The organism is Actinomadura darangshiensis (assembly GCF_004349235.1).
Taxonomy (GTDB): domain Bacteria; phylum Actinomycetota; class Actinomycetes; order Streptosporangiales; family Streptosporangiaceae; genus Spirillospora; species Spirillospora darangshiensis.
In genome coordinates, this window is the sequence record NZ_SMKY01000126.1 from 1 (window position 1) to 24,187 (window position 24,187).

The window sequence follows — 24,187 nt, forward strand, 5'->3', positions numbered from 1 at the left end:
GGTCGGCGCGGATGGTGGTGAGGGGGCGGGTGTCGCCGTCGGCCTTGAGGCCGTGGGCGGCGGCGGTGATCTTGTTGTAGATGGCGTGGGCGTCTTCGGCGGCCAGGTCGCACAGGGCCAGGTCGGCGGTACCGGAGGGGTTCTCCCACAGCTCCAGCCGCCGCCTGCGTACTGCTTCCCGTTTGCGTTCCTCGATCACTTCGGGTGCCAGCCGCTGCGCGATGCGCTTGAGGCGGCGGCGCAGCTGTCCGGTGGTCTGGTCGGACGCCTTCTCCAGCGCGGCTGCTTCGACCCGCTGGGTGGCCTGCTCGGGGAGGTCGTCGGTGGCGTCGCAGATGACACGGGCTTTGGCCAGGTCGATCCGTCCGGCCTCCAGTGCCGCGCCGGTCGCGGCCAACGGACCGGTGAGCCGTTCGGCCAAATGCACAAGGGTGGCGGCGACGTTGCTGGTGACCGTCAAGGCCGCAGCGACCTCTTCGGTAACCGACTCGCGCGCGGACAGAATCCGGTAGCCGGGGTCGTCGTCGCTCTCCGCATCGATGCGACGCCGGTGGAGTTCGGCGATGGCGGCGAGTTCCCGCGCCTGTGCCCATGAGGCACGCCGCCGGGCCGCTCTGGCGACATCGAGAAGTTCATCATCAGCAAGGTTGCAAAGGCGCCCGCTCTGCTTGGGCATATGGACGGACGGTGGCGGACCGAGTTGGAACCGTGCCCGCTCTTCCCAATCCCATTCATGCTGGTGATCGTCTACTGCGATGGGCATCGACACGGTTCTCACCCCCCAACCCCAATCCATTCCAACACCTCCAATTCTACGCCATATTTGCACCCGAAAAACTCGACGATCCAGACATGTCGCGCCATCATCACATCTTTCTTCGATTTTCTTTAGATGACGACCCGCGACACTGTTACTGCAAAGCAGGTCGTGAACGTCGCCCCGAGACCCGTCTCGGCGAAAGCCTTCGGTCACACAAGATCCGGAATTAAGGCTTTCCGAGCTGGAGCCTCGGTCCGCGTAGCCGCGCGTACGCAAGGTCGGCGTCCCTGGTGACTCGGCTCGCACGACGACCCCGACACAGCGCGAAACGTGCCCGCCAACTTCGTGACGGACCTTTGCGGCCGGGACGAGCAGCCCGGTTGTGGCCGATACCGGAGGCATCGGCAGAGGCTGGCGCGGCAAGGGGCTTCTTGGCCTCAGCCGCTCTCGCCCTCTTGCCGAAAGGGCTTGTCGACAGGACCACGCGCCAACCCGACACGACAAAACAAGACCCCAACCCAGCGACCGCAACCAACGTGACAGCAAGCGGCGACAAGTGAAACGGGCGCACCCACCTACGGAAGGCCACCTCAGCCACCCACCCGGCAGCACCGCATAAACCCGAGAGAAAAGGGACACCAGTCACGCGCTCGACGTACAGAAGCACGACAGACAACAACCGGCGAAAGCGGGACGGCCCCACAGACGTCCCGCCGACACTCACTTCGGCGAAACATTTGGTGAGGCATTCGGCGGCGTGAAACGCGGCGTTGAAGCCGTCAAATGGTGTTTCCACCAGCGGCCGAGGGCGGGCGATCGCAACATGATCGCCGACGGTGGCGGGCCCTGGAACGAAAGAAGCAAGGCCAAGCGAGATGGGTTGCAGGGCCGGTCATGGCCGGGGGATAGCGGCTGGGATTAATCGTTGGATCTGCCTGGGGGCCAGGCTCTATCGTCGTGTGCGTCCGATCCCGAGTTAAGGAGATCGCCATGTACCGCGAGCGTGACACCGAGACGTCCTTTTGAGCGGACCAGCAAGCGCCGCAGGGGGTTCCCTCTAGCGAGACCAAGGTCAAGCGCGGCGACCGGACGGTCGGCACCGACACCGAGCTGGTCGAGAAGCTCGGCGGCAACGACCCCTGCCCCTGCGGTTCCGGGCGGCGCTTTCCGCCGCTGCTGCCGGTCCACCGGACGCTTCGACGGCGTCCTCGGCCACTACTACGTCCGCGACTAGCCGGATGCGCCCCCGCTACTGGGCTTTTGGCCCCGGGTGCCGACGAACTGGTAGAACCAGCCGCGGAACCGGGGATCGAGCATCAGTTCGTGGAAACGCGTCAGCTGACCTTCGCTGAGGCCCGCGCTCAGGAGCGGGGGCGCGATCTGGCGGACCAGGAGGTCGATGTACCGGCAGGCGGTATCGCCGCCGACGGTGGTGAACGAGTACTCGCGGCTGTGCACGTTGGTCAGGCCCGCGTTGAGTAGATGCTCCGGCGCCTCGTGCGCCCACCGCAAGGACTGCCCTGCGCCCGCGCCGATGACGTGGTGCCCGATGTCCATGACCCGATCGAACAACGCCAGTTCGTCCTCGGTGGGAGCTGCTGACGCATAGGGCAGCCGACCGCTGTACTCACCGAGCACCAGCCAGCCGCCCGGTGCGAGCGCGTCCACCAGGGTGCGAAGCACCTCCAGGCGCTGCGGCAGGTGGAGCAGCACGAGCCGGGCGTGGATGAGATCGAACGGCCCGGGGTCGGGCAGCCCCTGGGTGATGTCGTGGCGGTACACCTCCACGCCCGGGATGTCTTCCAGGTAGTCGGTGGCCAGGTCGACGGCGACGACCCGGCCTGACGGGCCGGCGCGCTCGGCCAGCGCACGCGCGATCGAGCCACCGCCGGCACCCAGCTCCAGACACCGCGCCCCGGGACCCACACCGGTGGCGTCGAGCACGTCCAGCGTGAGCGGATCGAGCAGGACGGGCATCACCCGCATCTGCTGGTCACCCAGATCAGAGCCCGTATCGAACAGGTATGAGGTGGAACCCTCGGGCTCGGCATGCGCGGACATCGCCGTCACCTCTCATCGGAACGCTCGGTGGCCCCCGACGATAGGCGGCGGCATTATTCATCCGCTATTGCCGCACGGCTGCGTCGCCGCCTGGAACCAGCGCACCGGCAAGCCGCACGGCGTCATCCCATGTCACAGGGGGGTGGGCTGTCTCGTCCCAGGTCTCGAAGACGGACTACGGGAGGGGATGGTCATGCGGGTGTTCGTGGCAGGCGGGAGTGGGGTTCTCGGACGGCGGCTGGTGCCGCAGTTGGTGGCTCGGGGGCATGAGGTGACGGCCACGACGACGAGTCCGGCCAAGCTGGACCTGTTGGCGCGGCTGGGCGCCGAAGGGGTCGTGATGGACGGGCTGGACGCCGCGTCGGTCGGGGAGGCGGTGGCGGCCGCTCAGCCGGAGGCGATCGTGCACCAGATGACGGCGATCTCCACCACGCATGCCGGCAAGCCCGACATCAAGCATCCGGACCGCTGGTTCGCCATCACCAACCGGCTGCGCACCGAGGGGACCGACCACCTGCTGGCGGCGGCCGAGGCGACCGGCGTCCCGCATGTCGTCGCGCAGGGCTACGCCTCCTGGAACGGCATTCGCGAGGGCGGATGGGTGAAGAGCGAGGAAGATCCGCTGGACCTGCTCGAAGGAACGGCCGCGTACGTCGGGCTGAAGGCGTTGAGCCGGGTCGAGGACGTGGTCCTCCAGACCGGTGGCGCGGTTCTGCGCTACGGCGCGTTCTACGGGCCGGGCGCCATCGACGACCAGGTCGAGCTTTTGCGCAAGCGGCAGTACCCGCTCGTTGGACGCGGCACAGGCCGTAGCTCGTGGGTGCATCTCGATGACGCGGCGAGTGCCACCGTCCTGGCCGTGGAGCAGAAGGCCGGGGGCGTGTTCAACATCGTCGACGACGAACCGGCCCCGGCCAGGGAATGGCTTCCCTACCTGGCCGAGTGCGCGGGCGCGAAGCGGCCGCTGCGGGTTCCGGTGTGGCTGGCGCGGCTGCTGGCCGGGGACCAGGCGGTCGTGATGATGACCGAGGGGCGCGGCTTCTCCAACGCCAAGGCCAAGCGGGAGCTCGGCTGGAAGCTCCAGTACCCCTCGTGGCGGCAGGGTTTCAAGGACGAGCTGGCGTGACCCGCGCCGAGGAGTTCGAAGAGCTGCGGCCGCTGCTGTTCTCGATCGCCTACCGGATCCTGGGCAGCGTGAGCGAGGCCGAGGACGCGGTGCAGGAGACCTGGCTGCGCTACGCGGCCACCCCGACGTCGCCCGTGTCGGTCAAGGCGTACCTCTCGGCCGTGGTGACCCGGATCTCGATCGACGTGCTGCGCTCGGCCCGCGTCCGGCGGGAGCAGTACGCAGGGGAGTGGTTCCCCGAGCCGCTGCTGACCGACCCCTACCAGGACCCGGAGCGCTCGGCGGAGCTGGCCGACTCGGTGTCGACGGCGGCACTGCTGCTGCTGGAGCGGCTCTCCCCGCTTGAGCGCGCGGTCTTCGTGCTGCGGGAGGTGTTCGGTTTCGGCTTCCCGGAGGTCGCGTCGGCCGTCGGGCGATCGGAGGCGGCGTGCCGCCAGCTGGCGGTGCGGGCGCGGCGCCACATGGACGCCGGGCGCCCCCGGTTCGAGGCCGACCGGCGCGAGCGCGAGGAACTCGCCGCGCGGTTCTTCGACGCCTTCCGGGGAGGGGACGTCGACGGGCTGCGGGAGCTGCTGGCCGCCGACGTGTCCATGGTCTCCGACGGCGGCGGCACGTCCCCGCAGTGGGGGACGGGCGTCAGCGGCGCCGGGAACGTGGCCCGGCTGCTGGCCGCGCTCGCCCCGCCGTTCGCCCGGATCGGCGGCGTCGTGGAATCCTGCGAGCTGAACGGGCAGCCGGGCGCGATCTTCCGCGACCGGGACGGCAGGGTCGTCAACACCTGGACGCTCGACATTCTCGGCGGGCGGATCCAGGCGATCCGCACGGTGCTCAACCCCGACAAGCTCGGCCACCTGGGTCCTGTGGCCGACGCCTGGACGGTCGTCGGCGAAACGATCCGGGCCCGCCGACGCAGTTGATCAACGTCAGGTTCCGGTGGAGCCGATGCGGGCACCGTGCGGCGCGCCGCCAGAGGCGGGATCCGTGAGGTCAGCGGGGAGTTGGAGTCAGGTTCAGGGACTTGAGGATGTGCGTGACCGTTTCCTCTGGGGGGCCCGTTATGGGGGCCAGGAGGACGTCCTCGTCGGGGGCGGGGAGTTCGAGGTCGGCGAACTGGGTGTCGAGGAGGGTCGCTTTGAAGAAGTGGCCCTTGCGGGCCTTCATGCGGGCGGCGATGAGGTCGCGGTCGCCGTCCAGCAGGACCATGGCGACGGCGGGACGGCCGCCGGCGAGGAGGTCGCGGTAGCCGCGCTTGAGGGCGGAGCAGCTGACGATGCCGGGACGGTCCGCCGCGAGGCGTTCGTCGATCCAGGCGGCGATGGCCTGGAGCCAGGGGAGGCGGTCGGCGTCGGTCAGCGGGTGGCCGGACGCCATCTTGTCGATGTTGGCCTGGGAGTGGAACGCGTCGGCCTCGGCGTAGTCCCAGCCGAGGTGCTCGGCGAGGAGTTCGCCGATGGTGGACTTGCCGCTGCCGGACACGCCGGCGATCACGATGACCCTGTGTTCCGTCATGGTCAGCCGGTCACCACCGGCGAGCCGGACAGGACGATGCCTTCCTGGGCGAGTTCGTCCAGGGCGCGGTCGACGGTGGGTTTGGCGACCGCGGCGGTGAGGTCGAGCAGGACGGTGGTGCGCAGGCCCGCGCGGACGGCGTCGACGGCGGTGGCGCGGACGCAGTGGTCGGTGGCGATCCCGACGATGTCCACGGTGTCGGCGCCGCGGGCGGCGAGCCAGTCGGCGAGCGGGGTGTCGTCGTCGGAGAAGCCCTCGAAGCCGCTGTAGGCGGCGGTCTCGCGGCCCTTGCTGAAGACGGCTTCGATGGGGGCGAGGGCGAGGTTGGCGTGGAAGTCGGCGCCCGCGGTGCCGATCACGCAGTGCGGCGGCCACGTGTCGACGAAGTCGGGCTCTTCGGAGAAGTGGGCGCCGGGGTCGAGGTGGAAGTCGCGGGTGGCGACGATGTGCGCGTACTCGTCCCGGTGCGCGGCCACGTGCCCGGAGATCGCGGTGGCCACGGCGGCCCCGCCGCCGACGGCGAGCGAGCCGCCCTCGCAGAAGTCGTTCTGCACATCAACGATGATCAGAGCCTTCTTGCCCACGACCGCTCCCTTAACCGGTTGCCCCGCCGGATCTGCCCCGACCGTACCCCAGCGGAGGGCTTGTCAGCGGCGGGGGCCCGCGTCGACGAAGTCGGTGGGGACGGCGGGCTCGCCCTTGGAGAGCTGGACGGCCGTCGGGGGGAGCTCGGCGATCGACCGGGTGTGGCGTTCGCGGGCCTCGCGGAGGGATTCGCGGCCGATGACCTCGCCGTCCCGCACCAGCGGGACCTGCAGGACGCGGTCGCGGGGGCCGGGGGCCGGCTCGCCGGTGGACACCGTCTCGGCGTAGGCGGTGCCGTGCCCGTCGATGCGGCGCACGGCCGTCTTGCGCCCGCCGCGGCTCGGTTTTCCGGCCGAGCGCTTCGCGACGGGACGCATGGGCGCGTCCTCGTCGGGGGCGTCCGAGCGTGCGACGAGTTTGTAGACGAGGGACGCGGTGGGGGCGCCGGAGCCGGTGACCAGGGACGTGCCCACGCCGTAGCCGTCGACGGGGGCGGCGCCCAGCGCGGCGATGCCGTACTCGTCGAGGTCGCCGGTGACCACGATGCGCGTTTCGCGGGCGCCGAGCGAGTCGAGCTGGTCGCGGACGCGGCGGGCCATCACGCCGAGGTCGCCGCTGTCGATCCGGACGGCGCCCAGGGACGGGCCTGCGAGTTCCACGGCCGTCCGGACGGCCCGCTCGACGTCGTAGGTGTCGACCAGGAGCGTGGTGCTCTCGCCGAGCGAGTCGAGCTGGGCCCGGAACGCGTGCCGCTCGCTGTCGTGCAGGAGGGTGAACGAGTGCGCGCTCGTCCCGGCGGTGGGGACGCCGTACAGCCGGCCCGCCTCCAGGTTGGACGTCGTGGTGAACCCGGCGATGTGGGCGGCGCGGGCGGCGGCGACGGCGGCGCGCTCGTGGGTGCGCCGCGAGCCCATCTCGATGAGGGGGCGGTCCTGCGCGGCCTGCACCATCCGGGACGCGGCGGAGGCGATCGCGCAGTCGTGGTTGAGGATCGACAGCGCGAGCGTTTCCAGCAGCACCGCCTCCCCGAACGTCCCTTCGACCACCAGGATCGGCGATTCCGGGAAGTAGCAGTCGCCTTCGGCGTAGCCCCACACGTTGCCGGTGAAGCGGTATTTCTCCAGCCATTGCACCGTGGGCTCGTCCACGATGCCGTTGGCGGTGAGGAACTCCAGCTCGGCGGGGCCGAACCGGAACGCCTCGATCGCGTCCAGCAGCCGCCCGGTACCTGCGACGACGCCGTAGCGCCGCCCCGCGGGCAGGCTGCGCGCGAAGACCTCGAAGACGGCGCGGCGGCCGGCCGTGCCGCTGCGGAGCGCGGCCTGCAGCATCGTCAGCTCGTACTGGTCGGTCAGCAGGGCGGTGCCGTCAGCGGAGTCCACATGTGGAACCTTAAGGCCGACTGTGGGCACCATGGGGGTGCGGGCCACCGCGCACCGGGGGTGCGGGCCATCGCGCACCCGGGGGCGGGGCGCGCCGCATAGCATCGGGTGCGGTGGGCGGACCGACTTCGCAGAGAGGGGGCGACGCCGTCGATGAGCGCCATGAGCACGGCGCCCGCACCGGTCGAGCTGGAGCGGCCGGACGTCGAGGAGGACGTGCGTGCAGACCGGCCCTGGCTGGCGATCGTCTGGAACGACCCGATCAACCTGATGTCGTACGTCACGTACGTGTTCCAGGCCGTTTTCGGCTACCCCAAGACCAAGGCCGAGAAGCTGATGATGGACGTGCACCACAAGGGCCGCGCAGTGGTGGCCAACGGCACCCGCGAGGAGATGGAGCGGGACGTCGAGATCCTGCACTCCTACGGTCTGTGGGCGACGGTGAAGCAGGATGACTGACCGGTTCAGCCGGGTCACGAAGATGCCCGAGGGCATCAGGGTGCTGCTGGAGCCCGAGGAGACCGCGCTGCTGCGCGCCCTGATGGAGCAGCTGCTCGCGCTCATCGGCGACGCGCCGGAGGACGACGGCGAGCTGGCCTCGATCGGCATCGCCGAGAACGCCGTGAAACCGGACGATCCCGTCCTGGCGCGGCTGTTCCCGGACGCCTACCGCGACGATGGCGAGGCCGCCGGGGAGTTCCGCCGCTACACCGAGATGGGTCTGCGGGACGGCAAGCGCGAGGCCGCCGGAGCGGTCCTCGGCGCGCTGCGCGAGCACGGCACCGACACCGTCCTGGACGAGAAGCAGGCGCAGGCGTGGCTGCGGGCGCTCAACGACGTCCGGCTGGCGCTCGGCACCCGGCTCGACATCACCGAGGACTGGTACGAGGAGGCCGAGACCATGGACGCGCGCGACCCTCGCGCCCCTCTGTTCGCGGCCTACGACTGGCTGACGATGCTGCAGGAGAGCCTCGTCCAGGTCCTCTGGTAGCCCGGCCTCGGTAGCGGGGGCCGCCGTCCACTCTCGGCCATGGCGGACATTACCGATCGTCGAGACGCCTGTGCGGAGCGTTGTTAGCGTTGTCGCCGGGGGAGCGACGACCCGCAGCGGCGGGCCGCGAACTACTCGGAGGCGTCCATGCCCGCGGCGAGGACCCGCGTCACACCGGTCGGCGCGATGCAGCTCGGGGACCATCTGGCCCTCATCTTCGACAACGACGAGGAACGACGGTCGATCATGGCCGCCTACGCCCGCGACGGCGTGCGCGCGGGGCACAAGGTCATCTACATCTCCGACGGCGTCCCGGCGCCCGAGGTCCTCGGCTGGCTGCTCGCCGGGCGCGCGGAGGTCGCCGACCCGGCCGCGGACGAGCCGCCGGTCGACCTCGCCGCGGCGATGGAGGCCGGCCACTTCGTCGTCCGCACCGCCGAGGAGACGTTCCTGGCGAGCGGCCGGTTCGACCCCGGCGCGAGCCTGCAGCTGATGGCGACGGAGATCGACCTCGCGCTCGTCCAGGGCTATGCCGGGGTCCGGATCGCGGGCGAGGCGCGGTTCTCGCTGCGCCGCTGGCCGGGCACCGGCCAGTTCGGCGACTTCGAGCGGATGCTGGACGAGATCTTCATGACCACCGACCTGCAGGCCATGGCGATCTGCCAGTTCGACCGGAACTGGTTCGACCCGGCCAAGCTGGCGGAGGTCGAGGCCAGCCACATGGGCCGGGTGCGCGCCGACGACTACTACGACGACGGCTCGCTGCGGATCACGCCGATCTTCAGCCCGCCGGGCGTCGCGCTGGAGGGCGTCATCGACGCCGAGACCCGTCCCGCCGTCGCGGCCCTGCTGGAGTCGATCACGACGCGTACCGGCCTGCTCTGCCTCGACCTGGACGGCGTGACCGACTGCGACGCGGCGGGCCTGCGGCTGCTGACCGGCGCCGACGGCCCGGACGGGTCCGACCGGCCGGGCGGCCGGGGGCTGCTGCTGCGATCGGTGCCCGGCGCCCTGCACGCCCGGCTCCACGCCGACGGACTCGACGACGCGCCCGGCGTGTCCATCGAGCGCCGCGCCGGCTGACGCGGGCGGCGGGCTCCGGCGGTTCCGGCATCGCCCGCCGAGGAGGTCACGTGACTACCGGTCAGGTCCGCGAGAGCGGCGACCCGTCCAGCGCGGTCGGGGACATGCGCTTCGGCGACCACCTGTGCCTCGTCTACGTCAACGACGCGGAGCGCCGCGCCGTGCTCGCGGCGTTCCTCGACGCCGGGCTGCGCACCGGCGACGCCCTGGTCTACCTGGTCGACGACGAGCCGCCCGAAGCCGCCGCCGAGCGGCTGCGGGACCGTTTCGGGGCCGCGCTCGGCGACGGGCGGCTGATCGTCGCGCCCACGGCCGGGACCGATCTCGGCACCGTGATCGAGTCGGCGCTGGCCCGCGGCCACCCGGGGGTCCGCGTCACGGCCGAGGCGTCGCCGTCCCTGCGCGGCTGGCCGGGCACCGAGCGCTTTACCGCGTTCGAGGACGCCGTCCACCGCGCCGTCGATTCGGGCGGACGCGCTATGGCGCTCTGCCAGTACGATCGGCGCTGGTTCGTCGGCGACCACCTGTGCGAGATCGATGCGCGGCACGGCGGGCGGGCCCGAGCCGACGCCGTGTTCGACGACGGGGTGCTGACCATCGTGCCGCTGTTCGCGCCGCCCGGGCTGCGGCTGAGCGGGGCGATCGACGAGTCGACCCTGCCCGCGCTGGTCACGGCGCTCCGCGGCGTCGACCCCCGCGCCGCGCACATCTGCCTCGACCTGTCCCGGCTCGACTTCTGCGATCTGGGCGGGCTGCGCGCGCTGATCCGCGCCAACGAGACGAGCAGCGTCATCGGCAGGCAGGTCATCCTGCGGTCGATCCCCGGCTGCATGGACATGATGATGCGCGCCGCGGGCTGGGACACCGTGCCCGGCATCGTCGCGGAGGCCGCGCCGTGAACGCGCCGCAGGGAGGTGCGGGAGGGAGCGCCCTGACCGGCGGCCCGGAGACCGGCCGGGACGCGCTCGTCCACCGGGCGCTGCTCTACGGCTCCAGGTGGGAGCTCCTGCTGTCCGCCGTGGCGTACCTGCGGGCTGGGCGCCATGCGGGGGAGACCGTCGTCGCCATCGTGCGGCCGCCGCTGTCCGTCGAACTCCGCGAGCGGTGCGGCCCGGAGACCGCGATCGAGTTCATCGACGCGGCGAAGTGGTTCGGCGGGCCCGCGCGGGCGCTCGCGGCCCTGCACGACCGGGCGCGCGACGACTGGTGGCCGAAGGGGAGCCTGCGGCTGCTCGCCGAGCCCGTCTGGGACGGCCGGACGCCGCTGGAGACGCGGGAGTGGCTGCGCCACGAGTGCCTGCTGAACGTGGTGTTCGCCGGCACCCCGACCACGATCATGTGCGCGTACGACGCGGCGGCGCTGCCCCGGCACGTCCTCGACGGCGCGGCGCGCACCCATCCGGAGCTGGCCGGGCCGGACGGGACGACCGCGAGCGAGCGGTTCACCGACCCCGCCCGCTTCTACGCCGAGTGCGACGCGGCCCCGCTGCCCGCGCCGCCGGAGACGGCCCGCCGGACGGTGTTCGCGGCGGGCGGCCTGCCGTCGCTGCGGACCGTGCTGACCGCCGAGGCCACCCGGCACGGCCTGCCCGGCGACCGGGCGCTCCAGTTCGTGCTGGCGGTGAACGAGGTCGCGACCGGCATCGTCCGGGACGGCGGCGGCCGCGGCGCCCTCCGGGTGTGGGCGGCGGACGGGGAGCTGATCTGCGACGTCACCGACCCGGGGCGCGTCCTGACCGTGCGGTACCCGGGGCACCTGCCGCCGGAGCGGCAGGACGGCGACGTCGCGCTGTGGGCCGTCCGGCGGCTCTGCCACATCGTGGAGATCCGGTCGGGCGCCTGGGGCACGCAGGTCAGGATGCGGGTGAAGCTCGGCTGAGACCGGGTGGGGCGACGGCGCCGCCGCCGGGTAGCCTTCGGCCATGCTGACGATCGAGCGCGCCCTGGTGGAGAAGATCATCGCGCACGCGCGCGCCGACCACCCCGACGAGGCCTGCGGCATCATCGCCGGGCCCGCCGGCTCGGGCCGTCCCGTCCGGTACGTCGCCATGGCCAACGCGGAGCGGTCCCCGACCTTCTACCGGTTCGACTCGCAGGAGCAGCTCAAGGTGTGGCGGGAGATGGACGACCGCGACGAGGAGCCGGTCGTGATCTACCACTCGCACACCGCGACGGAGGCGTACCCGTCCCGCACCGACATCTCCTACGCGTCCGAGCCGAACGCGCACTACGTGCTCGTGTCGACCCGCGAGGAGGACGGCACCGAGTTCCGGTCGTACCGGATCGTGGACGGCGAGGTGACCGAAGAAGAGGTCTCCGTCGTCGACGCCTACCAGGGCTGAGCCGGGCGCGGGGCGGCCGGTAAAGTGGGCGTCATGGGGACGAGCGGGCATGGGACGGGCGGCGCGCGGCGCCGCGCCGGGGCCGCCGCCGTGCCACCCGTGCAGGGCTTCCTGTTCGGGCACTCGCGCGCCGAGGTCGTCTACGACTGTCGCTGACGCGCTGAGCACGCTTGAGCACGCCTGGAATCATCCCGCTGCCCGCCCGGTTGTGACGCGAGAGGGCGGGGAGCCCCGTACGACGTAGAAGGAGATCACCGCGATGGCGATCGAGGTCCGGATCCCGACGATCCTGCGCAACCTCACCGATGGCGCGAAGGCCGTCGACGGCAAGGGCGGCACGCTCGACGAGCTGTTCGCCGACCTGGACACCCGGCACGCCGGCCTGCGCGACCGGCTGGTCGACGCCAAGGGCCTGCGCAAGTTCGTCAACGTCTACCTGAACGACGAGGACGTGCGCTTCCTCGGCGGGCTGGAGACGGAGGTCGCCGACGGCGACAGCGTCACCATCCTCCCGGCCGTAGCCGGCGGCTGAGCCGGGCGGCCGAGCATGCGTTTCGACTCACTGCTGGACTCGCTCGGCGGCACCCCCCTGGTCGGGCTGCCGCGGCTGTCGCCGGGCGGGGACGTCCGGCTCTGGGCCAAGCTGGAGGACCGCAACCCCACCGGTTCGGTGAAGGACCGGCCCGCCTTCTTCATGGTCGAGAAGGCGGAGAAGGAGGGGCTGCTGACGCCGGGCTGCACGATCCTGGAGCCGACGTCCGGCAACACCGGCATCTCCCTCGCCATGGTCGCCAAGCTGCGCGGCTATCGGATCGTGTGCGTGATGCCCGAGAACACCTCCGCCGAGCGGCGCCAGCTGCTGGAGATGTGGGGCGCCCGCATCGTCTCCTCTCCGGCGGCGGGCGGCTCGAACGAGGCCGTCCGGGTCGCGAAGGGCCTCGCGGCGGAGAACCCCGACTGGGTGATGCTCTACCAGTACGGCAACGAGGCCAATGCCCTCGCGCACTACGAGACGACGGGCCCGGAGATCCTCGCCGACCTGCCGTCGGTGACGCACTTCGTCGCCGGGCTCGGCACGACGGGCACGCTGATGGGGGTCGGCCGGTTCCTGCGCGAGCGGGTCCCGGACGTGAAGATCGTCGCGGCGGAGCCCCGGTACGGGGAGCTGGTGTACGGGCTGCGCAACATCGACGAGGGCTTCATCCCCGAGCTGTACGACGAGTCCGTCCTGACCACCCGGTTCTCGGTCGCCTCGCTGGAGGCGCTGCGCCGCACCCGCGAGCTGCTGGAGCAGGAGGGCATCTTCGCGGGCATCTCGACCGGCGGCGCGCTGCACGCGGCGATCGGCATGGCGGACAAGGCGGTCAAGGCCGGTGAGCGGGCCGACATCGTGTTCGTCGTCGCCGACGGCGGCTGGAAGTACCTGTCGACCGGCGCGTACGGCGGCACCCTGGAGGAGGCCGAGGCCCGCCTCGAAGGCCAGCTCTGGGCCTGACCGGGCACACGGCCGGACATTCGGCCCGCAGGTCCGGCACGGTAGAGTGCGTTTTCGAACGTGATTCTAGAACCGTGCCGGGCCGCCGGGTCCGGCACGGCGGAGCGGGAGAGTGCACATGGACGGGTTCGGCGAGGCGACCGCCGTCACGCGGGTCGACGACGGCCGGTACGAGGCCGACCTCGACGCCGGCTACGGCATCTCCGGCGCGCTCAACGGCGGCTACCTGATGGCCGTGCTCGCCCGCGCCGCCGTGGACGCCTCCCCGCACGAGCACCCCGTGTCGACCGCCGCCAACTTCCACCGCGTCGCCAAGGCCGGCCCCGCCCGGCTCGTCGTCGACACCCGCAAGCAGGGGCGGACGGCCGCCTCGTCGCTGGTCACCCTCGTCCAGGACGACCGTCCCGTCGTGGACGCGCTGATCATCACCGGGACGCTCGACCCGGCCACCGAGCCCGACTACGCCGCCGGGCAGCCCGCCGGGATGCCGGACCTGGAGGAGTGCACCGACGTCCGGCCGCCCACCGGCGACAGCGGCTTCGCCGACCAGGTCGACATGCGCTTCGACCGGACCACGATGGGCTGGCTCGACGGCCAGCCGAGCGGGCGCCCGGAGATCCGCGGCTGGTTCCGGCACCGCTGCGGCCACACCGCCGACGCCTACTCGCTCGCCCTCGCCGTGGACGCGCTGCCGCCCGTCGCGCTGAACCTCGGCGCGCAGGGCTGGGCCCCGACCGTCGAGCTGACCTGGCACATGCGGGCCGTCCCGGCACCCGGCTGGCTCGCCGTGCACGGCACCGGCCGCCTCCTCGCCGGCGGCTGGTTCGACGAGGAGGTCGAGGTCTGGGACACCGCCGGCCGCCTCGTCGCGCAGAGCCGCCAGCTGGCCCGCGCCCCCCGCGCCCACTCCTGAGGATCGCCCGGCGTTTCGGGAGCGGAAACCACCGGATCACGCGTCCGGGGCGTGAGCTGGGCGGTTTTCCGGCACGTTACGGTGTGATGTCCAACGCATGGCGCACCTGGGCGGGGCCTTGTCGCTTAGCCTTGTGCACCATGTCAGATCCATCCCGGGGGGACGGCCTCCCAGACGCGCCCATCGGGATCTTCGACAGCGGCTTCGGCGGGCTCACGGTGGCCCGGGCCATCCTCGACCAGCTGCCGAACGAGCCGATCGTGTACCTCGGCGACTCCGCCCGCCAGCCGTACGGGCCGCGGCCCATCGCGCAGGTCCGCGCGTTCGCCCTGGAGATGCTCGACGAACTGGTCGACGAGGGCGTGAAGATGCTGGTGATCGCCTGCAACAGCGCCAGCTCGGCGATGCTGCGCGACGCCCGCGAGCGCTACGACGTCCCCGTCGTCGAGGTCATCAACCCGGCGACCCGGCGCGCGGCCCGCGCCACGTCCAACGGGCGGGTCGGGCTCATCGCCACCGAGGCGACCGTGAACAGCCGCGCCTACGACGACGCGTTCGCCGCCGCGCCGCACATCGAGCTGGTCGGTGCCGCCTGCCCGCGGTTCGTCGAGTTCGTCGAGTCGGGCGTCACGATGGGCGGCGAGCTGCTGGACGCCGCCCGCGGCTACCTGCACCCGATCGTGGACGCGGGCTGCGACACCCTCATCCTCGGCTGCACCCACTATCCGCTTTTGACGGGCGTCATCTCGTATGTCGTCGGAGACGGGGTCACACTGGTGTCAAGTGCCGACGAGACCGCCAAGGACGTGTACCGAGTGCTGCACGATCGGGGGCTGGCCCGCAACGCGGCGACGCCGCGGCCGCGGCACCGGTTCCGCGCCACCGGTGACCCCGCCGTGTTCGCCGAGCTCGGCCGCCGATTCCTCGGACCGGAGATCGACTCGGTCGAGACGACGCTGCACGAGGCTGCAGCGAACCACGAGGCCGCATCGAACACGGCTCTGACCACCTGATTCCTCGGGGACTCCAAGAGGAGGAGTGAGCGTGCGGGTCACTGTGATCGGCTGCTCCGGCAGTTTCCCTGGGCCGGACAGCCCCGCGTCCAGCTACCTGATCGAGGCGGACGGCTACGCGCTGGTGCTCGACCTCGGCAACGGCGCGCTCGGGTCGCTGCAGCGGTTCCGCTCGCTGTACGAGATCGACGCCGTCTGCATCTCGCACCTGCACGCCGATCACTGCCTGGACCTGTGCGGGTACTGGGTGGCGCGCACCTACCGGCCGAGCGGCCCGGTGCCGCGCATCCCGGTGCACGGCCCCGCCGGCACCGCCGCCCGGATGGCCCGCGCGTACGACCTCGAACCCGACCCCGGCATGTCGGAGACGTTCGACTTCCACACCCTGCGCCGCGGCCCCTACGAGATCGGGCCGTTCCGGGTGACGACGGCGCTGATGCCGCACCCGGTCGAGGCGTACGCGTTCCGCATCGAGCACGGCGGCCGGGCGCTCGCCTACTCGGGCGACACGGGCGCGTCCGACGAGCTGGTCGAGCTGGCGTCCGGCGCCGACCTGTTCCTGTGCGAGGCGTCCTTCCTGGACGGTCCGGGCCTGCCGTCCGAGCTGCACCTGACCGCCCGGGAGGCCGCCGAGCACGCCGCCCGCGCCGGCGTCGGACGGCTCGTGCTCACCCATCTGGTGCCGTGGAACGAGCCCGACCTGTCGCTCAAGGAGGCGAAGGCCGCCGGGTACGACGGCCCCATCGAGCTGGCGCGCGTGGGTGCCCGGTACACCCTCTGAGTCCCGCTAGGGTTGGCCGCATGGCACGCCCCGATGATCGCGCGATCGACCAGCTCCGTCCCGTCCGCATCCAGCGCGGATGGCTCGACCACGCGGAGGGGTCGGTGCTCGTCGAGTTCGGCGCCACGCGCGTGCTGTGCGCCGCGTCCGTGCAGGCGTCGGTGCCCCGCTGGCGGCGCGACAGCGGCCTCGGCTGGGTCACCGCCGAGTACGCGATGCTGCCGCGCGCCACCAACACCCGCAACGACCGCGAGTCCGTCAAGGGGCGGATCGGCGGCCGCACCCACGAGATCTCCCGGCTGATCGGCCGCTCCGTCCGCGCGTGCCTCGACCTGAAGGCGCTCGGCGAGAACACCGTCCAGCTCGACTGCGACGTCCTGCAGGCCGACGGCGGCACCCGCACCGCCGCGATCACCGGCGCGTACGTCGCGCTCGCCGACGCGGTCGCCTGGATGCGGGAGCGCAGGCTCCTCAAGGGCGACCCGCTCATCACCTCGGTGTCGGCGGTCAGCGTCGGCGTCGTCGACGGCGAGCCCCGCCTCGACCTCTGCTACGAGGAGGACTCGGCCGCCGGGACCGACATGAACGTCGTCTGCACCGGCGACGGCCGGTTCGTGGAGGTGCAGGGCACCGCCGAGGGCACCCCGTTCGACCGCGCCGAGCTGGACGCGCTGCTCGACCTCGCGGCCGGCGGCTGCGCCGAGCTGACCCGGCTCCAGGCCGAGGCCCTCGCCCGATGACGCGGCTCGTCCTCGCGACCCACAACCAGGGCAAGGTCGCCGAACTGCACCGCATCCTCGGCGACCTCGACGTCGCCGGCCTGGACGCGTTCCCTGGCGCCCCCGACGTGCCCGAGACGGAGCTGACCTTCGAGGGCAACGCGCTGCTGAAGGCCCGCGCGATCGCGGCGTTCACCGGCCTGCCGGCCGTCGCCGACGACTCCGGCCTGTGCGTGGACGCGCTGAACGGCATGCCGGGCGTCCTGTCCGCCCGCTGGTCGGGACGGTTCGGCGCCGGCGACCGCGACGCCTCCAACCTGCTGCTCGTCCTCGACCAGCTCGCCGACGTCGCCGACGGCGAGCGCGGCGGATCGTTCGTGTGCGCGGCGGCCCTCGTGGTCCCGGGCGGTGTCGAGCACTGCGTCGAGGGGCGCATGCACGGGACGGTCATCCGGGAGCCGCGCGGTACCGGCGGTTTCGGCTACGACCCGGTCTTCCTCCCGGACGGCGAGTCGCGCACGACCGCCGAGCTGGCCCCCGAGGAGAAGGACGCGATCAGCCACCGCGGCCGCGCCTTCCGCGCCCTCGCCGAACTCGTGCCCGGCGCATTGGCGACGGCCGGCCTCTCCTGACCCCGGCGAAGGGCGGCCGTTAAGGGCGGCCGCCGAGAAAATTCGCGGCGGGATGACAACCGGGCGGCGCCGGGCGAGGGTTATCCGGGGTGTAAGGACACTTCACCCGAGGAGACACATGATCGACAAGGGTCGTATCCGCCGCGGACCGCTGGTCGTGCTGGCCGGGCTCGGCGGGGCGGGCGCCGTCGCCGCGGGCGTCTGGCTCGCCGCCGGTCCGGGCTCGTCCCTGGACGCGAAGCCCGCCGCCCAGCAGGCGCAGGTCGGCACGGCGGCGCCGTCGCCCGTCCCGTCGCCGACGTGCCCCGTCCTGGACCCCACGGCGCCTCCCTCCCCGGTGCCGCTTCCCCCAGGTTGCGCGGTGACACCGTCCAAGACGCCGCCGTCCGCCGAACCGGTCCCGTCCACGGCGCCGACGGCGAGCCGGGCCCCCAGGCCGGGGCCTTCCGGGCCGCCGACGGCGAGCCGGACGCCCACGCCGGTCCCGAGCACCGCGGCGCCGGCGCCGAGCCCCTCACACGGCGGGTAGGTGCGGTCTGTCCACGTTGAGCGCCGCAGAGGTCCGCGGGGCGGAGATCACGTTCGACGACTTCGTGACCGCCACCGCGGGCCGGCTGCTGCGCACCGCCGTGTTCCTGGTCTACGACCGGTACCTCGCCGAGGACCTCCTCCAGATCGCCTACGAGCGGGTCGCCCGCCGGTGGCGGCGCCTCGCGGACGGCGATCCCGAGGCGTACGCGCGCAAGGTGCTGGTCAACCTCGCGATCGACGAGAACAGGCGGCGGACCCGCAGGCCCGGCACCCCGTCCGGGTCGGCCGCCGACCTCGAACGGCTCGCGGAGGCGTCCTCGGGCGCGCCCCAGGTGCCGATGCCCGCCCGGGGCGACCTCGACGAGGTGCTGCGCGCCCTGCCGGCCAAGCAGCGGGCGGTGATCGTGCTGCGGTACTGGTGCGACCTGAGCGAGCAGGAGATCGCCGAGACGCTCGGGATCTCCCGGGGGACGGTGAAGAGCCACACCGCGCGGGCCATGGCGGCGCTGCGCGAGCGCATGGGGGACGAGCACATGAGGGAGGGCCGGGCGTGAACGACGACCTCGATGCCCTGCTGCGCGACCACTACCGCAGGGCGGCCGACGAGATCCACGCCGGCCCCGGCACGGTCCGCAGGTTCCAGGACGCGGGACGGGACACCGCGCCCGCCCGGTTCGGGCTCCTCCGCCGCCGGACCCTTCCGTCGCGGCGCTGGACCTTCCCCCTGCTGGCCGGCGCGTTCACCGCGGCCGTGCTGGTGGCGGTCGCCGTGCTCTTCTGGCCGGGCGCCCGGAATCCGGACCCGCCGCGTCCGCTGACGCCTCCGGCCTCGCCGGCGCCGGCCCCCACCTCGCGGGCGCCTTCGCGGCCCGTGAGCCCGGTGCCCTCGGCAGGGCTCACCACACCCGAGCCCTCGGCCTCGATCACCGGACGGCCCCAGGCGCAGCCGTCGAGTGCGGTGCCGGGTTCCCGCTAGAACCCGGCGTCAGGGGCGGCGCACTGCACGCGCAGCCGGACGAAGGTGCCGTCCCAGCCCGCCTGGAGTTCCATCAGGTCGACGAGCAGGCGGACGGTCCACAGGCCGAAGCCCCGCTGCAGGGCCGACTCGGGCGGGATGAAGCCGGTCAGCGGGTCGGGGCCGGGGCGCCAGAAGCCGTTGTCGCCGATCTCGCAGACCAGGTCGGGGCCGTCCTGCCATATCCAGAGGCCGACCGGGGGCGTGCCGTGCTGGAGCGCGTTCGCGGCGACCTCGTTGGCGGCCGTGACGAGGTTCTGCGCCTGCTGCCCGGTAAGGCCGTGCTTGCCGGCGCGCTCGCCGACGAACGCCCGCAGCATGTGCAGGTCGGAGTCGTCGATGGGCAGGTAGTCCGCGCCGGCCGGGCGGTGCGAGCGCATGCCGCGGTCGCAGCCGGACCCGAACGCGACCGGGTCGACGTACTCCTCGCTGGCGGCGTCGCGGCCCGCGGTGTGCAGCACCGGATGGGTGCGGCGCGCCTCGTTGAGGATGCGCGGCGGCAGCGTCTCGGTGTCGTAGGGGCAGAGCGCGCTCGCCCCCGAGTCGGCGAACACCACGTTGATGAGGGACTCGTAGCGGATCCATTCGAGCGTCTGCCGCTCGTCCCAGCCGTCCCAGACCGGCTCGGCGAGCGCCCGGATCGTGCGCGGGGCGCTCTCCCTCACCAGGGTCTGGTAGTCCCGCAGGGTGCGGACGGGATGCTCGTAGAACCCGGCCGCGTCGATGTAGAGGATCGCGTCGCCGTGCGGCGCGAGGACGTCGCGCAGGGCGCTCAGGTTGGCTGCGCGCGCGACGGCGATCACCGCCTGCTCGCGTTCCAGGCCGGACTCCAGGTACGGCACGGTGGCCGACAGGAAGTCCTCGGTGCCGCCGTACAGGAAGGCCTTGTGCTCCAGTGTCATCAGGCGATGCCCTCCGTCTCCGGGAGCTCGCGTCCGCGGGCGAGGCCGGGGAGCCGGTGCCATCCGACGGTCTCGATGACGCTCTTGACGTTCGGCGACAGGTGGTCGAGGACCAGCGAGGCTTCGGCGGGCAGCCGGGTGGCGTGCTTGGCGAGCAGGTGCAGCCCGCCGAGGTCGATGAAGCCGAGCCCGGACATGTCGAGGTGGACGCTGCCGCCGGGCCGGACCCGCGACAGCTGCTCGGCGAACACCGAGTGCCGGGCCGCGTCCAGCTCCCCCTCGACGCGCAGCCCGTCGGGGTCGAAAGTGCGCACGATCTTCAGGATCCCGTCATAGAACTCGGGGTTCACTTCCACGAGGACCTCGTGTGTGTCGCGGAGGGCGATGAGCTGGTCGGGCGTGCACGCGCGGCTGTCGATCTGGCAGACCGCCATCGCCATCGTGCTCGGCGAGACGGCGTCGCCGACCCGGTGCTCGCAGCCCAGCATGCGGCGCAGGCCCGCCGGCCCGGGCTCGTGCAGCAGCCAGCTGTAGTCGGTGGTCACGCGCGCGGCGCGGAAGTCCTGCTCGAAGGCCGCGTCGACCTCGCGGCCGATGGTGTCGGCCATCTTGGCCGGCTCGAAGGCGCCGCCGCGGTCGAGGCAGGCGTCCTGCCGCGAGATCACCCGCAGCCGGCCCGACCTGACGAGGGCGTCCACGTCGAGCCGGTGCCGCGGCTGCAGACCGGGCAGGTGCTCCGCCGGGACATCGGTGATGTACACCACCTTCTCGTTGGTCTCCAGGCCCTCGCGGACGAAGGGGCCGATGACCCGGTCGCGCTCCTCCGGGCCGGTGTAGGCCAGCCAGCCGTGGTCTCCGGGCCGGACGCCGCTGACGTGGCGCTTGTCGAACCAGGGTGTCTCCATGGCCTGCCCATCGGGTCTGAGGGGGATGGGTTCAGCGTACGCCGCTGCGGGACGTTTGGAAGCCCAACGCATGGAGTTCCTCACGCTGCGTTCATCTCCGCACGGTGGCGCCGGTGGGGAGGGCGAGCCGCAGCCGGACGGCGGTGCCGTCCTCCCCCGTCCGGATCTGGACGATGGAGCAGAGCAGCCGCACGGCCCACAGCCCGAACCCGCCGTCGGACGCCCCGCCGTCCGGGCCCGGCGGGACGAGCCCGTACCCGGTGCCCGGTGCCCACCGCCCCGCGTCGGTGATCTCGCAGACGAGCGCGGCGGCGCCGTCGGAGGCGTCGGTCCACATGCGCAGGGCGATGGGCGGCTCGCCGTGCCGGAGCGCGTTCGTGACGACCTCGGTGACCGCGACCAGGAGCCGCTGCAGGTCCTCCTCCGGCAGCGGCGTCTGCCGCGCGCAGTCGGTGACGTAGGCGCGCAGCCAGAACAGGTCGGGACGCCGGATCTCCAGCGTGTCGGCGTCGCCCGGCGGCGGGGGCAGCGGCTCGTGGTCGCACTGCTCGCAGAACGTCCACGGGCTCACGAAGCCGGGGTTGCGCAGGGACCGGGCGCCGCGGACGGTCTCCGGGTGCGTCTTGCGCCCGGCGGCGACGACGGCGGCCGGCAGGGCGGCCGAGTACGGGCACATGAGCAGGGCGCCGGTGCCGCGGAACGCGACGTTCAGGACGGCCTCGGCCCGCTGCCACTCGACGACCTCCAGCGCCGGCCGCGTCGCCCAGACGGCCTCGCCGAGCAGGCGCAGGCGGCGGCCCTGCCGGGCGGCCTCGCAGGCGTCGCCCAGGCAGTCGGCGAGCGTCCGGGAGGGGTGCGCGTACCAGGCGGCGGCCTCGGCGAACTCGACGTCGGCGGCGGCGCGGCCGAGGGCGTCGCGCAGCAGCATCTCCCGGCCCGATCCGCACACCGCGACGACGCGGTCGCCCGCCTCGACTCCGGCGCGCAGGAACGGCACGGCGCCGCCGAGGAATTCACCGGCCCCCGCGTACGGCAGCAGGCGATGCGTGAAGTCGTCACTCGCGGCGGACACCGCCGGATGCGTGATCATGGCGTCACCGGCTGCACAGGGGGGCGGACCCGACCAGCCTAGGGCGCCCGCACCCGGCCTGCCGAGACCCTCCCGGCAAATACCGCGGAGGTCCCGTCCGGAACGCGGGCGGGGGACTGTCCCTTACCGGCGCGGCGGCCGGATCAGCGGGGCCGGGGGCGGTGCGGCGCCCGGTACAGGGCGGCGCGGAGGCCCGGCGCGAGGCGCGGGATTAATTCATCAGGCGCCATGGACGCGATCGGTTCCACGGCGAACAGGTAGCGGGCGAAGATCAGCCCGGCGAGCTGCACGCCGAACGCCGACGCCCGCCCGCGCGCGTCGGCTCCGCCCACGTGCTCGGCGATGCGGCCGATGATCTCGCGTTCCAGGAGGTCGCGGACCAGCCGGGTCAGCTCCGGGTCCTGCACCGCGGTGCGCACCATGAACAGCAGCGGCGCGCCCCGCTCGGGATCGTCCCAGGCGGTCAGCAGCGCGTGCAGGACGCGTTCGGGCAGCGTGGCGGGGTCGCCGGGCAGCGCGCCCGCGAGCACCTCCGGCGGGTTGGCGACCAGGCCCAGCACCGCGCCGAACAGCCCCTTCTTCGAGCCGAAGAAATAGCTGATCAGGGCGGCGTCCACGCCGGCCTCGGCGGCGATGGAGCGCATCGTCACGGGCCCGTACCCGTCGGCCAGGAAGCGGCGCCGGGCCACCGCGAGGATCGCCTCGCGGGTGTCCGGGCTGCCGCGCCGCCGGCCGCGCGACCGCTCCGATTTATTCATCACGGTTGAATTATAGCGGCGGCCGGGAGGAGATTCGAGGCATGAACGCTAAGAAGCAGGAGCCGGGCACCGTCCACCGTGCGGTGCTGCCGGCCGTGATGCTGTCCCTCGCCACGGTCGTGTCGGCCGTGGCGTCCCTCAACACCGCGGTGCCGTCCATCGCCCGCGACACCCACGCCGGCCTGACCGAGCTGGCGTGGATCATCGACGCGTACGCGCTGGTGTTCGCCGCGCTGCTGCTGCTCGGCGGCGCCATCGGCGACCGCTACGGGCGGCGCCGCGCGCTCGCCGCCGGGCTCGTCGTCTTCGGCGCCGGCTCGGCCGCCGCCGCGCTCGCCAGCGACCCGAACTGGCTGATCGCGATGCGCGGCGTCCTCGGCGTCGGCGCCGCGCTGGTCATGCCGGCGACGCTGTCGACGATCACCTCCACGTTCCCGGCCGAGCAGCGCACCCGCGCGGTCGGCGCCTGGGCGGGCGTCGCCGGCGGCAGTGCGATCTTCGGGCTGCTGGTCTCCGGCACGCTGCTGGAGGCGTGGTCGTGGCGGTCGGTGTTCTGGATGAACGTCGTGCTCGCGGTGCTCGCGCTGATCGTGACGCTCGCCGTCGTCCCCGAGTCCGCCGACCCGGACGCCCCGAGGCTCGACGTGACCGGCGCCGTGATCACCGTCGCCGGGCTCGGCGTCGGCGTCTACTCGATCATCGAGGCGCCGACCGAGGGCTGGGCCAGCGCCCGCACGCTCCTCGGCCTCGCCGCGGCCCTCGTCATCCTCGCCGGCTTCGTCCTCTGGGAGCTGAAGCGGCCGAACCCGCTGCTCGACCCGCGGCTGTTCCGCCACCGGGCGTTCTCCGCGGGCACCCTCACCATCACCCTGCAGTTCTTCGCCTTCTTCGGCTTCGTGTTCATCATCCTGCAGTACATGCAGCTGGTGCAGGACGAGAGCGCGCTCGTTGGGGCGCTGAGCCTGGTGCCCATGGCGCTCACGATGATGCCGTTCGCCCGGGGCGCCGCTCCGCGGCTGGCCGCCAAGATCGGCCCGCGCCGCGTCATCACGGCCGGCCTGCTCCTGGCCGCCGTCGGCATGCTGATCTTCTCGCTGCTGGACGAGGACAGCACGTACTGGCTGCTGCTCGCCGGCCTGATCCCGTTCGGCGCCGGCATGGGGCTCGCCATGACCCCGTCCACCGCCTCGATCACCGACGCGCTGCCCGCCGACAAGCAGGGCGTGGGCTCGGCGATGAACGACCTGGCCCGCGAGCTCGGCGGCGCGCTCGGCATCGCCGTCCTCGGCAGCCTCCTGCAGTCGGCCTACCGGTCGAACCTGAACGTGGAGAACCTGCCGGGCCCGGCCGCCGAGCAGGCCGAGTCGTCCCTCGCCATCGCGATGCGGATGGGCCCGCAGGTCGCGGACCAGGCCCGGACGGCGTTCGGCGACGGCGTCCAGTCGGCGTTCCTCACCGCGTCGATCGCGCTCGCCGTCACCGCCGTCATCGTCGCCGCCCTGTACCGGGCGCCCCGCCGTGCCGCCGCGAACTCCGGTGCCGGCCCCGCCGGAGCAGCCGCCGTGCCTCAGGTGGGGGGACGACCCCCCACACC

The 24,187-nt window shown here is 72.7% G+C and carries 29 protein-coding genes and 1 pseudogene; 21 read left to right on the plus strand and 9 right to left on the minus strand.

Going from position 1 to position 24,187, the window contains the following annotated elements; translation table 11 throughout:
* On the minus strand, nt 1-676 hold a 676-nt coding region (locus E1293_RS47665), incomplete at its 3' end, for a DUF222 domain-containing protein (protein WP_165978385.1).
* Nucleotides 677-1,870: 1,194 nt separating this feature from the next.
* Between E1293_RS47665 and E1293_RS50770 the strand changes: the two are divergent.
* A pseudogene (locus E1293_RS50770) lies at nt 1,871-1,927 on the plus strand (SEC-C metal-binding domain-containing protein); the annotation flags it as partial.
* Between the two features lie 63 nt (nt 1,928-1,990).
* Here the strand turns inward: E1293_RS50770 and E1293_RS48715 are convergent.
* Nucleotides 1,991-2,821, minus strand: coding sequence for a class I SAM-dependent methyltransferase (locus E1293_RS48715; protein WP_132199894.1), 831 nt, complete (start codon nt 2,819-2,821; stop codon nt 1,991-1,993).
* 193 nt (nt 2,822-3,014) lie between these two features.
* On the opposite strand from E1293_RS48715, the gene E1293_RS25015 reads away from it, so the two are divergent.
* A complete protein-coding gene (locus tag E1293_RS25015) occupies nt 3,015-3,947 on the plus strand; it encodes an NAD-dependent epimerase/dehydratase family protein (RefSeq protein ID WP_132199895.1) in 933 nt (310 codons plus the stop codon).
* A complete protein-coding gene (locus tag E1293_RS25020; protein WP_132199896.1) occupies nt 3,944-4,864 on the plus strand; it encodes an RNA polymerase sigma-70 factor in 921 nt (306 codons plus the stop codon). The genes E1293_RS25015 and E1293_RS25020 overlap by 4 nt, the downstream gene beginning before the upstream one ends.
* A 70-nt stretch (nt 4,865-4,934) precedes the next feature.
* Here E1293_RS25020 and E1293_RS25025 read toward each other — a convergent pair whose 3' ends face one another.
* From E1293_RS25025 to E1293_RS25035, 3 genes are all read right to left on the minus strand, one after another.
* Nucleotides 4,935-5,456: a gluconokinase gene (locus E1293_RS25025; RefSeq protein ID WP_132199897.1), complete on the minus strand. Its 522-nt coding sequence runs from the start codon at nt 5,454-5,456 to the stop codon at nt 4,935-4,937.
* Nucleotides 5,457-5,458: 2 nt separating this feature from the next.
* Nucleotides 5,459-6,040: an isochorismatase family protein gene (locus E1293_RS25030; RefSeq protein WP_132199898.1), complete on the minus strand. Its 582-nt coding sequence runs from the start codon at nt 6,038-6,040 to the stop codon at nt 5,459-5,461.
* Nucleotides 6,041-6,103: 63 nt separating this feature from the next.
* Nucleotides 6,104-7,423 carry a nicotinate phosphoribosyltransferase gene (locus tag E1293_RS25035; protein ID WP_279473276.1) on the minus strand — a complete coding sequence of 440 codons (1,320 nt, stop codon included), beginning with the start codon at nt 7,421-7,423 and terminating at the stop codon, nt 6,104-6,106.
* Between the two features lie 162 nt (nt 7,424-7,585).
* On the opposite strand from E1293_RS25035, the gene clpS reads away from it, so the two are divergent.
* From clpS to E1293_RS25115, 17 genes are all read left to right on the plus strand, one after another.
* Nucleotides 7,586-7,882 (plus strand): ATP-dependent Clp protease adapter ClpS, encoded by a 297-nt coding sequence (gene clpS / locus E1293_RS25040; RefSeq protein ID WP_132199900.1) that lies wholly within the window; start codon nt 7,586-7,588, stop codon nt 7,880-7,882.
* Complete coding sequence (locus tag E1293_RS25045; RefSeq protein ID WP_132199901.1) at nt 7,875-8,414, plus strand: DUF2017 domain-containing protein; 540 nt, start codon at nt 7,875-7,877, stop codon at nt 8,412-8,414. Before clpS ends, E1293_RS25045 begins: the two co-directional genes overlap by 8 nt.
* 147 nt (nt 8,415-8,561) lie before the next feature.
* Nucleotides 8,562-9,497, plus strand: coding sequence for an MEDS domain-containing protein (locus E1293_RS25050; protein ID WP_132199902.1), 936 nt, complete (start codon nt 8,562-8,564; stop codon nt 9,495-9,497).
* A 50-nt stretch (nt 9,498-9,547) separates the two neighbouring features.
* Nucleotides 9,548-10,396, plus strand: coding sequence for an MEDS domain-containing protein (locus E1293_RS25055; RefSeq protein WP_132199903.1), 849 nt, complete (start codon nt 9,548-9,550; stop codon nt 10,394-10,396).
* Complete coding sequence (locus E1293_RS25060) at nt 10,393-11,376, plus strand: sensor histidine kinase (protein WP_165978386.1); 984 nt, start codon at nt 10,393-10,395, stop codon at nt 11,374-11,376. Before E1293_RS25055 ends, E1293_RS25060 begins: the two co-directional genes overlap by 4 nt.
* Nucleotides 11,377-11,419: 43 nt before the next feature.
* Nucleotides 11,420-11,839 carry a M67 family metallopeptidase gene (locus E1293_RS25065; RefSeq protein ID WP_132199905.1) on the plus strand — a complete coding sequence of 140 codons (420 nt, stop codon included), beginning with the start codon at nt 11,420-11,422 and terminating at the stop codon, nt 11,837-11,839.
* A 33-nt stretch (nt 11,840-11,872) separates the two neighbouring features.
* Nucleotides 11,873-11,995, plus strand: a complete 123-nt coding sequence (locus E1293_RS50270; protein WP_279473277.1) for a hypothetical protein — start codon at nt 11,873-11,875, stop codon at nt 11,993-11,995.
* Between the two features lie 103 nt (nt 11,996-12,098).
* Nucleotides 12,099-12,371 (plus strand): MoaD/ThiS family protein, encoded by a 273-nt coding sequence (locus E1293_RS25070; protein WP_132199906.1) that lies wholly within the window; start codon nt 12,099-12,101, stop codon nt 12,369-12,371.
* 15 nt (nt 12,372-12,386) lie between these two features.
* On the plus strand, nt 12,387-13,334 hold the full coding sequence (locus E1293_RS25075; protein WP_132199907.1) for a PLP-dependent cysteine synthase family protein: 948 nt from the start codon (nt 12,387-12,389) through the stop codon (nt 13,332-13,334).
* A gap of 118 nt (nt 13,335-13,452) precedes the next feature.
* The gene (locus E1293_RS25080; protein WP_132199908.1) at nt 13,453-14,247 is read left to right on the plus strand and encodes a thioesterase family protein; all 795 of its coding nucleotides are present in this window, start codon (nt 13,453-13,455) and stop codon (nt 14,245-14,247) included.
* A 140-nt stretch (nt 14,248-14,387) separates the two neighbouring features.
* The gene (murI, locus tag E1293_RS25085) at nt 14,388-15,260 is read left to right on the plus strand and encodes a glutamate racemase (RefSeq protein ID WP_132199909.1); all 873 of its coding nucleotides are present in this window, start codon (nt 14,388-14,390) and stop codon (nt 15,258-15,260) included.
* Nucleotides 15,261-15,291: 31 nt separating this feature from the next.
* Entirely contained in the window at nt 15,292-16,041 is a 750-nt protein-coding gene (locus E1293_RS25090) for an MBL fold metallo-hydrolase (RefSeq protein ID WP_132199910.1), read from the plus strand.
* Nucleotides 16,042-16,061: 20 nt separating this feature from the next.
* Nucleotides 16,062-16,781, plus strand: coding sequence for a ribonuclease PH (gene rph / locus E1293_RS25095; RefSeq protein WP_132199911.1), 720 nt, complete (start codon nt 16,062-16,064; stop codon nt 16,779-16,781).
* The gene (rdgB, locus tag E1293_RS25100) at nt 16,778-17,392 is read left to right on the plus strand and encodes an RdgB/HAM1 family non-canonical purine NTP pyrophosphatase (RefSeq protein ID WP_132199912.1); all 615 of its coding nucleotides are present in this window, start codon (nt 16,778-16,780) and stop codon (nt 17,390-17,392) included. The genes rph and rdgB overlap by 4 nt, the downstream gene beginning before the upstream one ends.
* A gap of 118 nt (nt 17,393-17,510) precedes the next feature.
* Nucleotides 17,511-17,921 (plus strand): hypothetical protein, encoded by a 411-nt coding sequence (locus tag E1293_RS25105; RefSeq protein ID WP_132199913.1) that lies wholly within the window; start codon nt 17,511-17,513, stop codon nt 17,919-17,921.
* Between the two features lie 16 nt (nt 17,922-17,937).
* Nucleotides 17,938-18,477, plus strand: coding sequence for a SigE family RNA polymerase sigma factor (locus E1293_RS25110; protein WP_243716507.1), 540 nt, complete (start codon nt 17,938-17,940; stop codon nt 18,475-18,477).
* Complete coding sequence (locus E1293_RS25115; protein ID WP_132199914.1) at nt 18,474-18,899, plus strand: hypothetical protein; 426 nt, start codon at nt 18,474-18,476, stop codon at nt 18,897-18,899. The genes E1293_RS25110 and E1293_RS25115 overlap by 4 nt, the downstream gene beginning before the upstream one ends.
* On the opposite strand, the gene E1293_RS25120 is transcribed toward E1293_RS25115, so the two are convergent.
* The 4 genes from E1293_RS25120 to E1293_RS25135 form a co-directional block, all read right to left on the minus strand.
* Nucleotides 18,896-19,840, minus strand: coding sequence for an anti-sigma factor RsbA family regulatory protein (locus E1293_RS25120; protein ID WP_132199915.1), 945 nt, complete (start codon nt 19,838-19,840; stop codon nt 18,896-18,898). The two genes, E1293_RS25115 and E1293_RS25120, sit on opposite strands and share 4 nt — an antisense overlap.
* Nucleotides 19,840-20,745, minus strand: a complete 906-nt coding sequence (locus E1293_RS25125; protein WP_132199916.1) for an MEDS domain-containing protein — start codon at nt 20,743-20,745, stop codon at nt 19,840-19,842. The genes E1293_RS25120 and E1293_RS25125 overlap by 1 nt, the downstream gene beginning before the upstream one ends.
* A 91-nt stretch (nt 20,746-20,836) precedes the next feature.
* Entirely contained in the window at nt 20,837-21,835 is a 999-nt protein-coding gene (locus E1293_RS25130) for a sensor histidine kinase (protein WP_132199917.1), read from the minus strand.
* Nucleotides 21,836-21,978: 143 nt separating this feature from the next.
* Nucleotides 21,979-22,593 (minus strand): TetR/AcrR family transcriptional regulator, encoded by a 615-nt coding sequence (locus tag E1293_RS25135; RefSeq protein WP_132199920.1) that lies wholly within the window; start codon nt 22,591-22,593, stop codon nt 21,979-21,981.
* 41 nt (nt 22,594-22,634) lie between these two features.
* Here E1293_RS25135 and E1293_RS25140 point away from each other — a divergent pair.
* A partial coding sequence (locus tag E1293_RS25140) for an MFS transporter (protein ID WP_132199918.1) occupies nt 22,635-24,187 on the plus strand: 1,553 nt, incomplete at its 3' end.

Bases quoted from the DNA above. Each gene is read 5' to 3' on its own strand.
- E1293_RS25120 (WP_132199915.1), bottom strand. From the start codon at position 19,840: ATGACACTGGAGCACAAGGCCTTCCTGTACGGCGGCACCGAGGACTTC.
- E1293_RS25135 (WP_132199920.1), bottom strand. From the start codon at position 22,593: ATGAATAAATCGGAGCGGTCGCGCGGCCGGCGGCGCGGCAGCCCGGAC.
- E1293_RS25080 (WP_132199908.1), top strand. From the start codon at position 13,453: ATGGACGGGTTCGGCGAGGCGACCGCCGTCACGCGGGTCGACGACGGC.
- murI (WP_132199909.1), top strand. From the start codon at position 14,388: ATGTCAGATCCATCCCGGGGGGACGGCCTCCCAGACGCGCCCATCGGG.
- E1293_RS48715 (WP_132199894.1), bottom strand. From the start codon at position 2,821: ATGTCCGCGCATGCCGAGCCCGAGGGTTCCACCTCATACCTGTTCGAT.
- E1293_RS25075 (WP_132199907.1), top strand. From the start codon at position 12,387: ATGCGTTTCGACTCACTGCTGGACTCGCTCGGCGGCACCCCCCTGGTC.
- E1293_RS25015 (WP_132199895.1), top strand. From the start codon at position 3,015: ATGCGGGTGTTCGTGGCAGGCGGGAGTGGGGTTCTCGGACGGCGGCTG.
- E1293_RS25065 (WP_132199905.1), top strand. From the start codon at position 11,420: ATGCTGACGATCGAGCGCGCCCTGGTGGAGAAGATCATCGCGCACGCG.
- E1293_RS25105 (WP_132199913.1), top strand. From the start codon at position 17,511: ATGATCGACAAGGGTCGTATCCGCCGCGGACCGCTGGTCGTGCTGGCC.
- E1293_RS25125 (WP_132199916.1), bottom strand. From the start codon at position 20,745: ATGGAGACACCCTGGTTCGACAAGCGCCACGTCAGCGGCGTCCGGCCC.
- rdgB (WP_132199912.1), top strand. From the start codon at position 16,778: ATGACGCGGCTCGTCCTCGCGACCCACAACCAGGGCAAGGTCGCCGAA.
- rph (WP_132199911.1), top strand. From the start codon at position 16,062: ATGGCACGCCCCGATGATCGCGCGATCGACCAGCTCCGTCCCGTCCGC.
- E1293_RS25025 (WP_132199897.1), bottom strand. From the start codon at position 5,456: ATGACGGAACACAGGGTCATCGTGATCGCCGGCGTGTCCGGCAGCGGC.
- E1293_RS25070 (WP_132199906.1), top strand. From the start codon at position 12,099: ATGGCGATCGAGGTCCGGATCCCGACGATCCTGCGCAACCTCACCGAT.
- clpS (WP_132199900.1), top strand. From the start codon at position 7,586: ATGAGCACGGCGCCCGCACCGGTCGAGCTGGAGCGGCCGGACGTCGAG.
- E1293_RS25130 (WP_132199917.1), bottom strand. From the start codon at position 21,835: ATGATCACGCATCCGGCGGTGTCCGCCGCGAGTGACGACTTCACGCAT.
- E1293_RS25045 (WP_132199901.1), top strand. From the start codon at position 7,875: ATGACTGACCGGTTCAGCCGGGTCACGAAGATGCCCGAGGGCATCAGG.
- E1293_RS25050 (WP_132199902.1), top strand. From the start codon at position 8,562: ATGCCCGCGGCGAGGACCCGCGTCACACCGGTCGGCGCGATGCAGCTC.
- E1293_RS50270 (WP_279473277.1), top strand. From the start codon at position 11,873: ATGGGGACGAGCGGGCATGGGACGGGCGGCGCGCGGCGCCGCGCCGGG.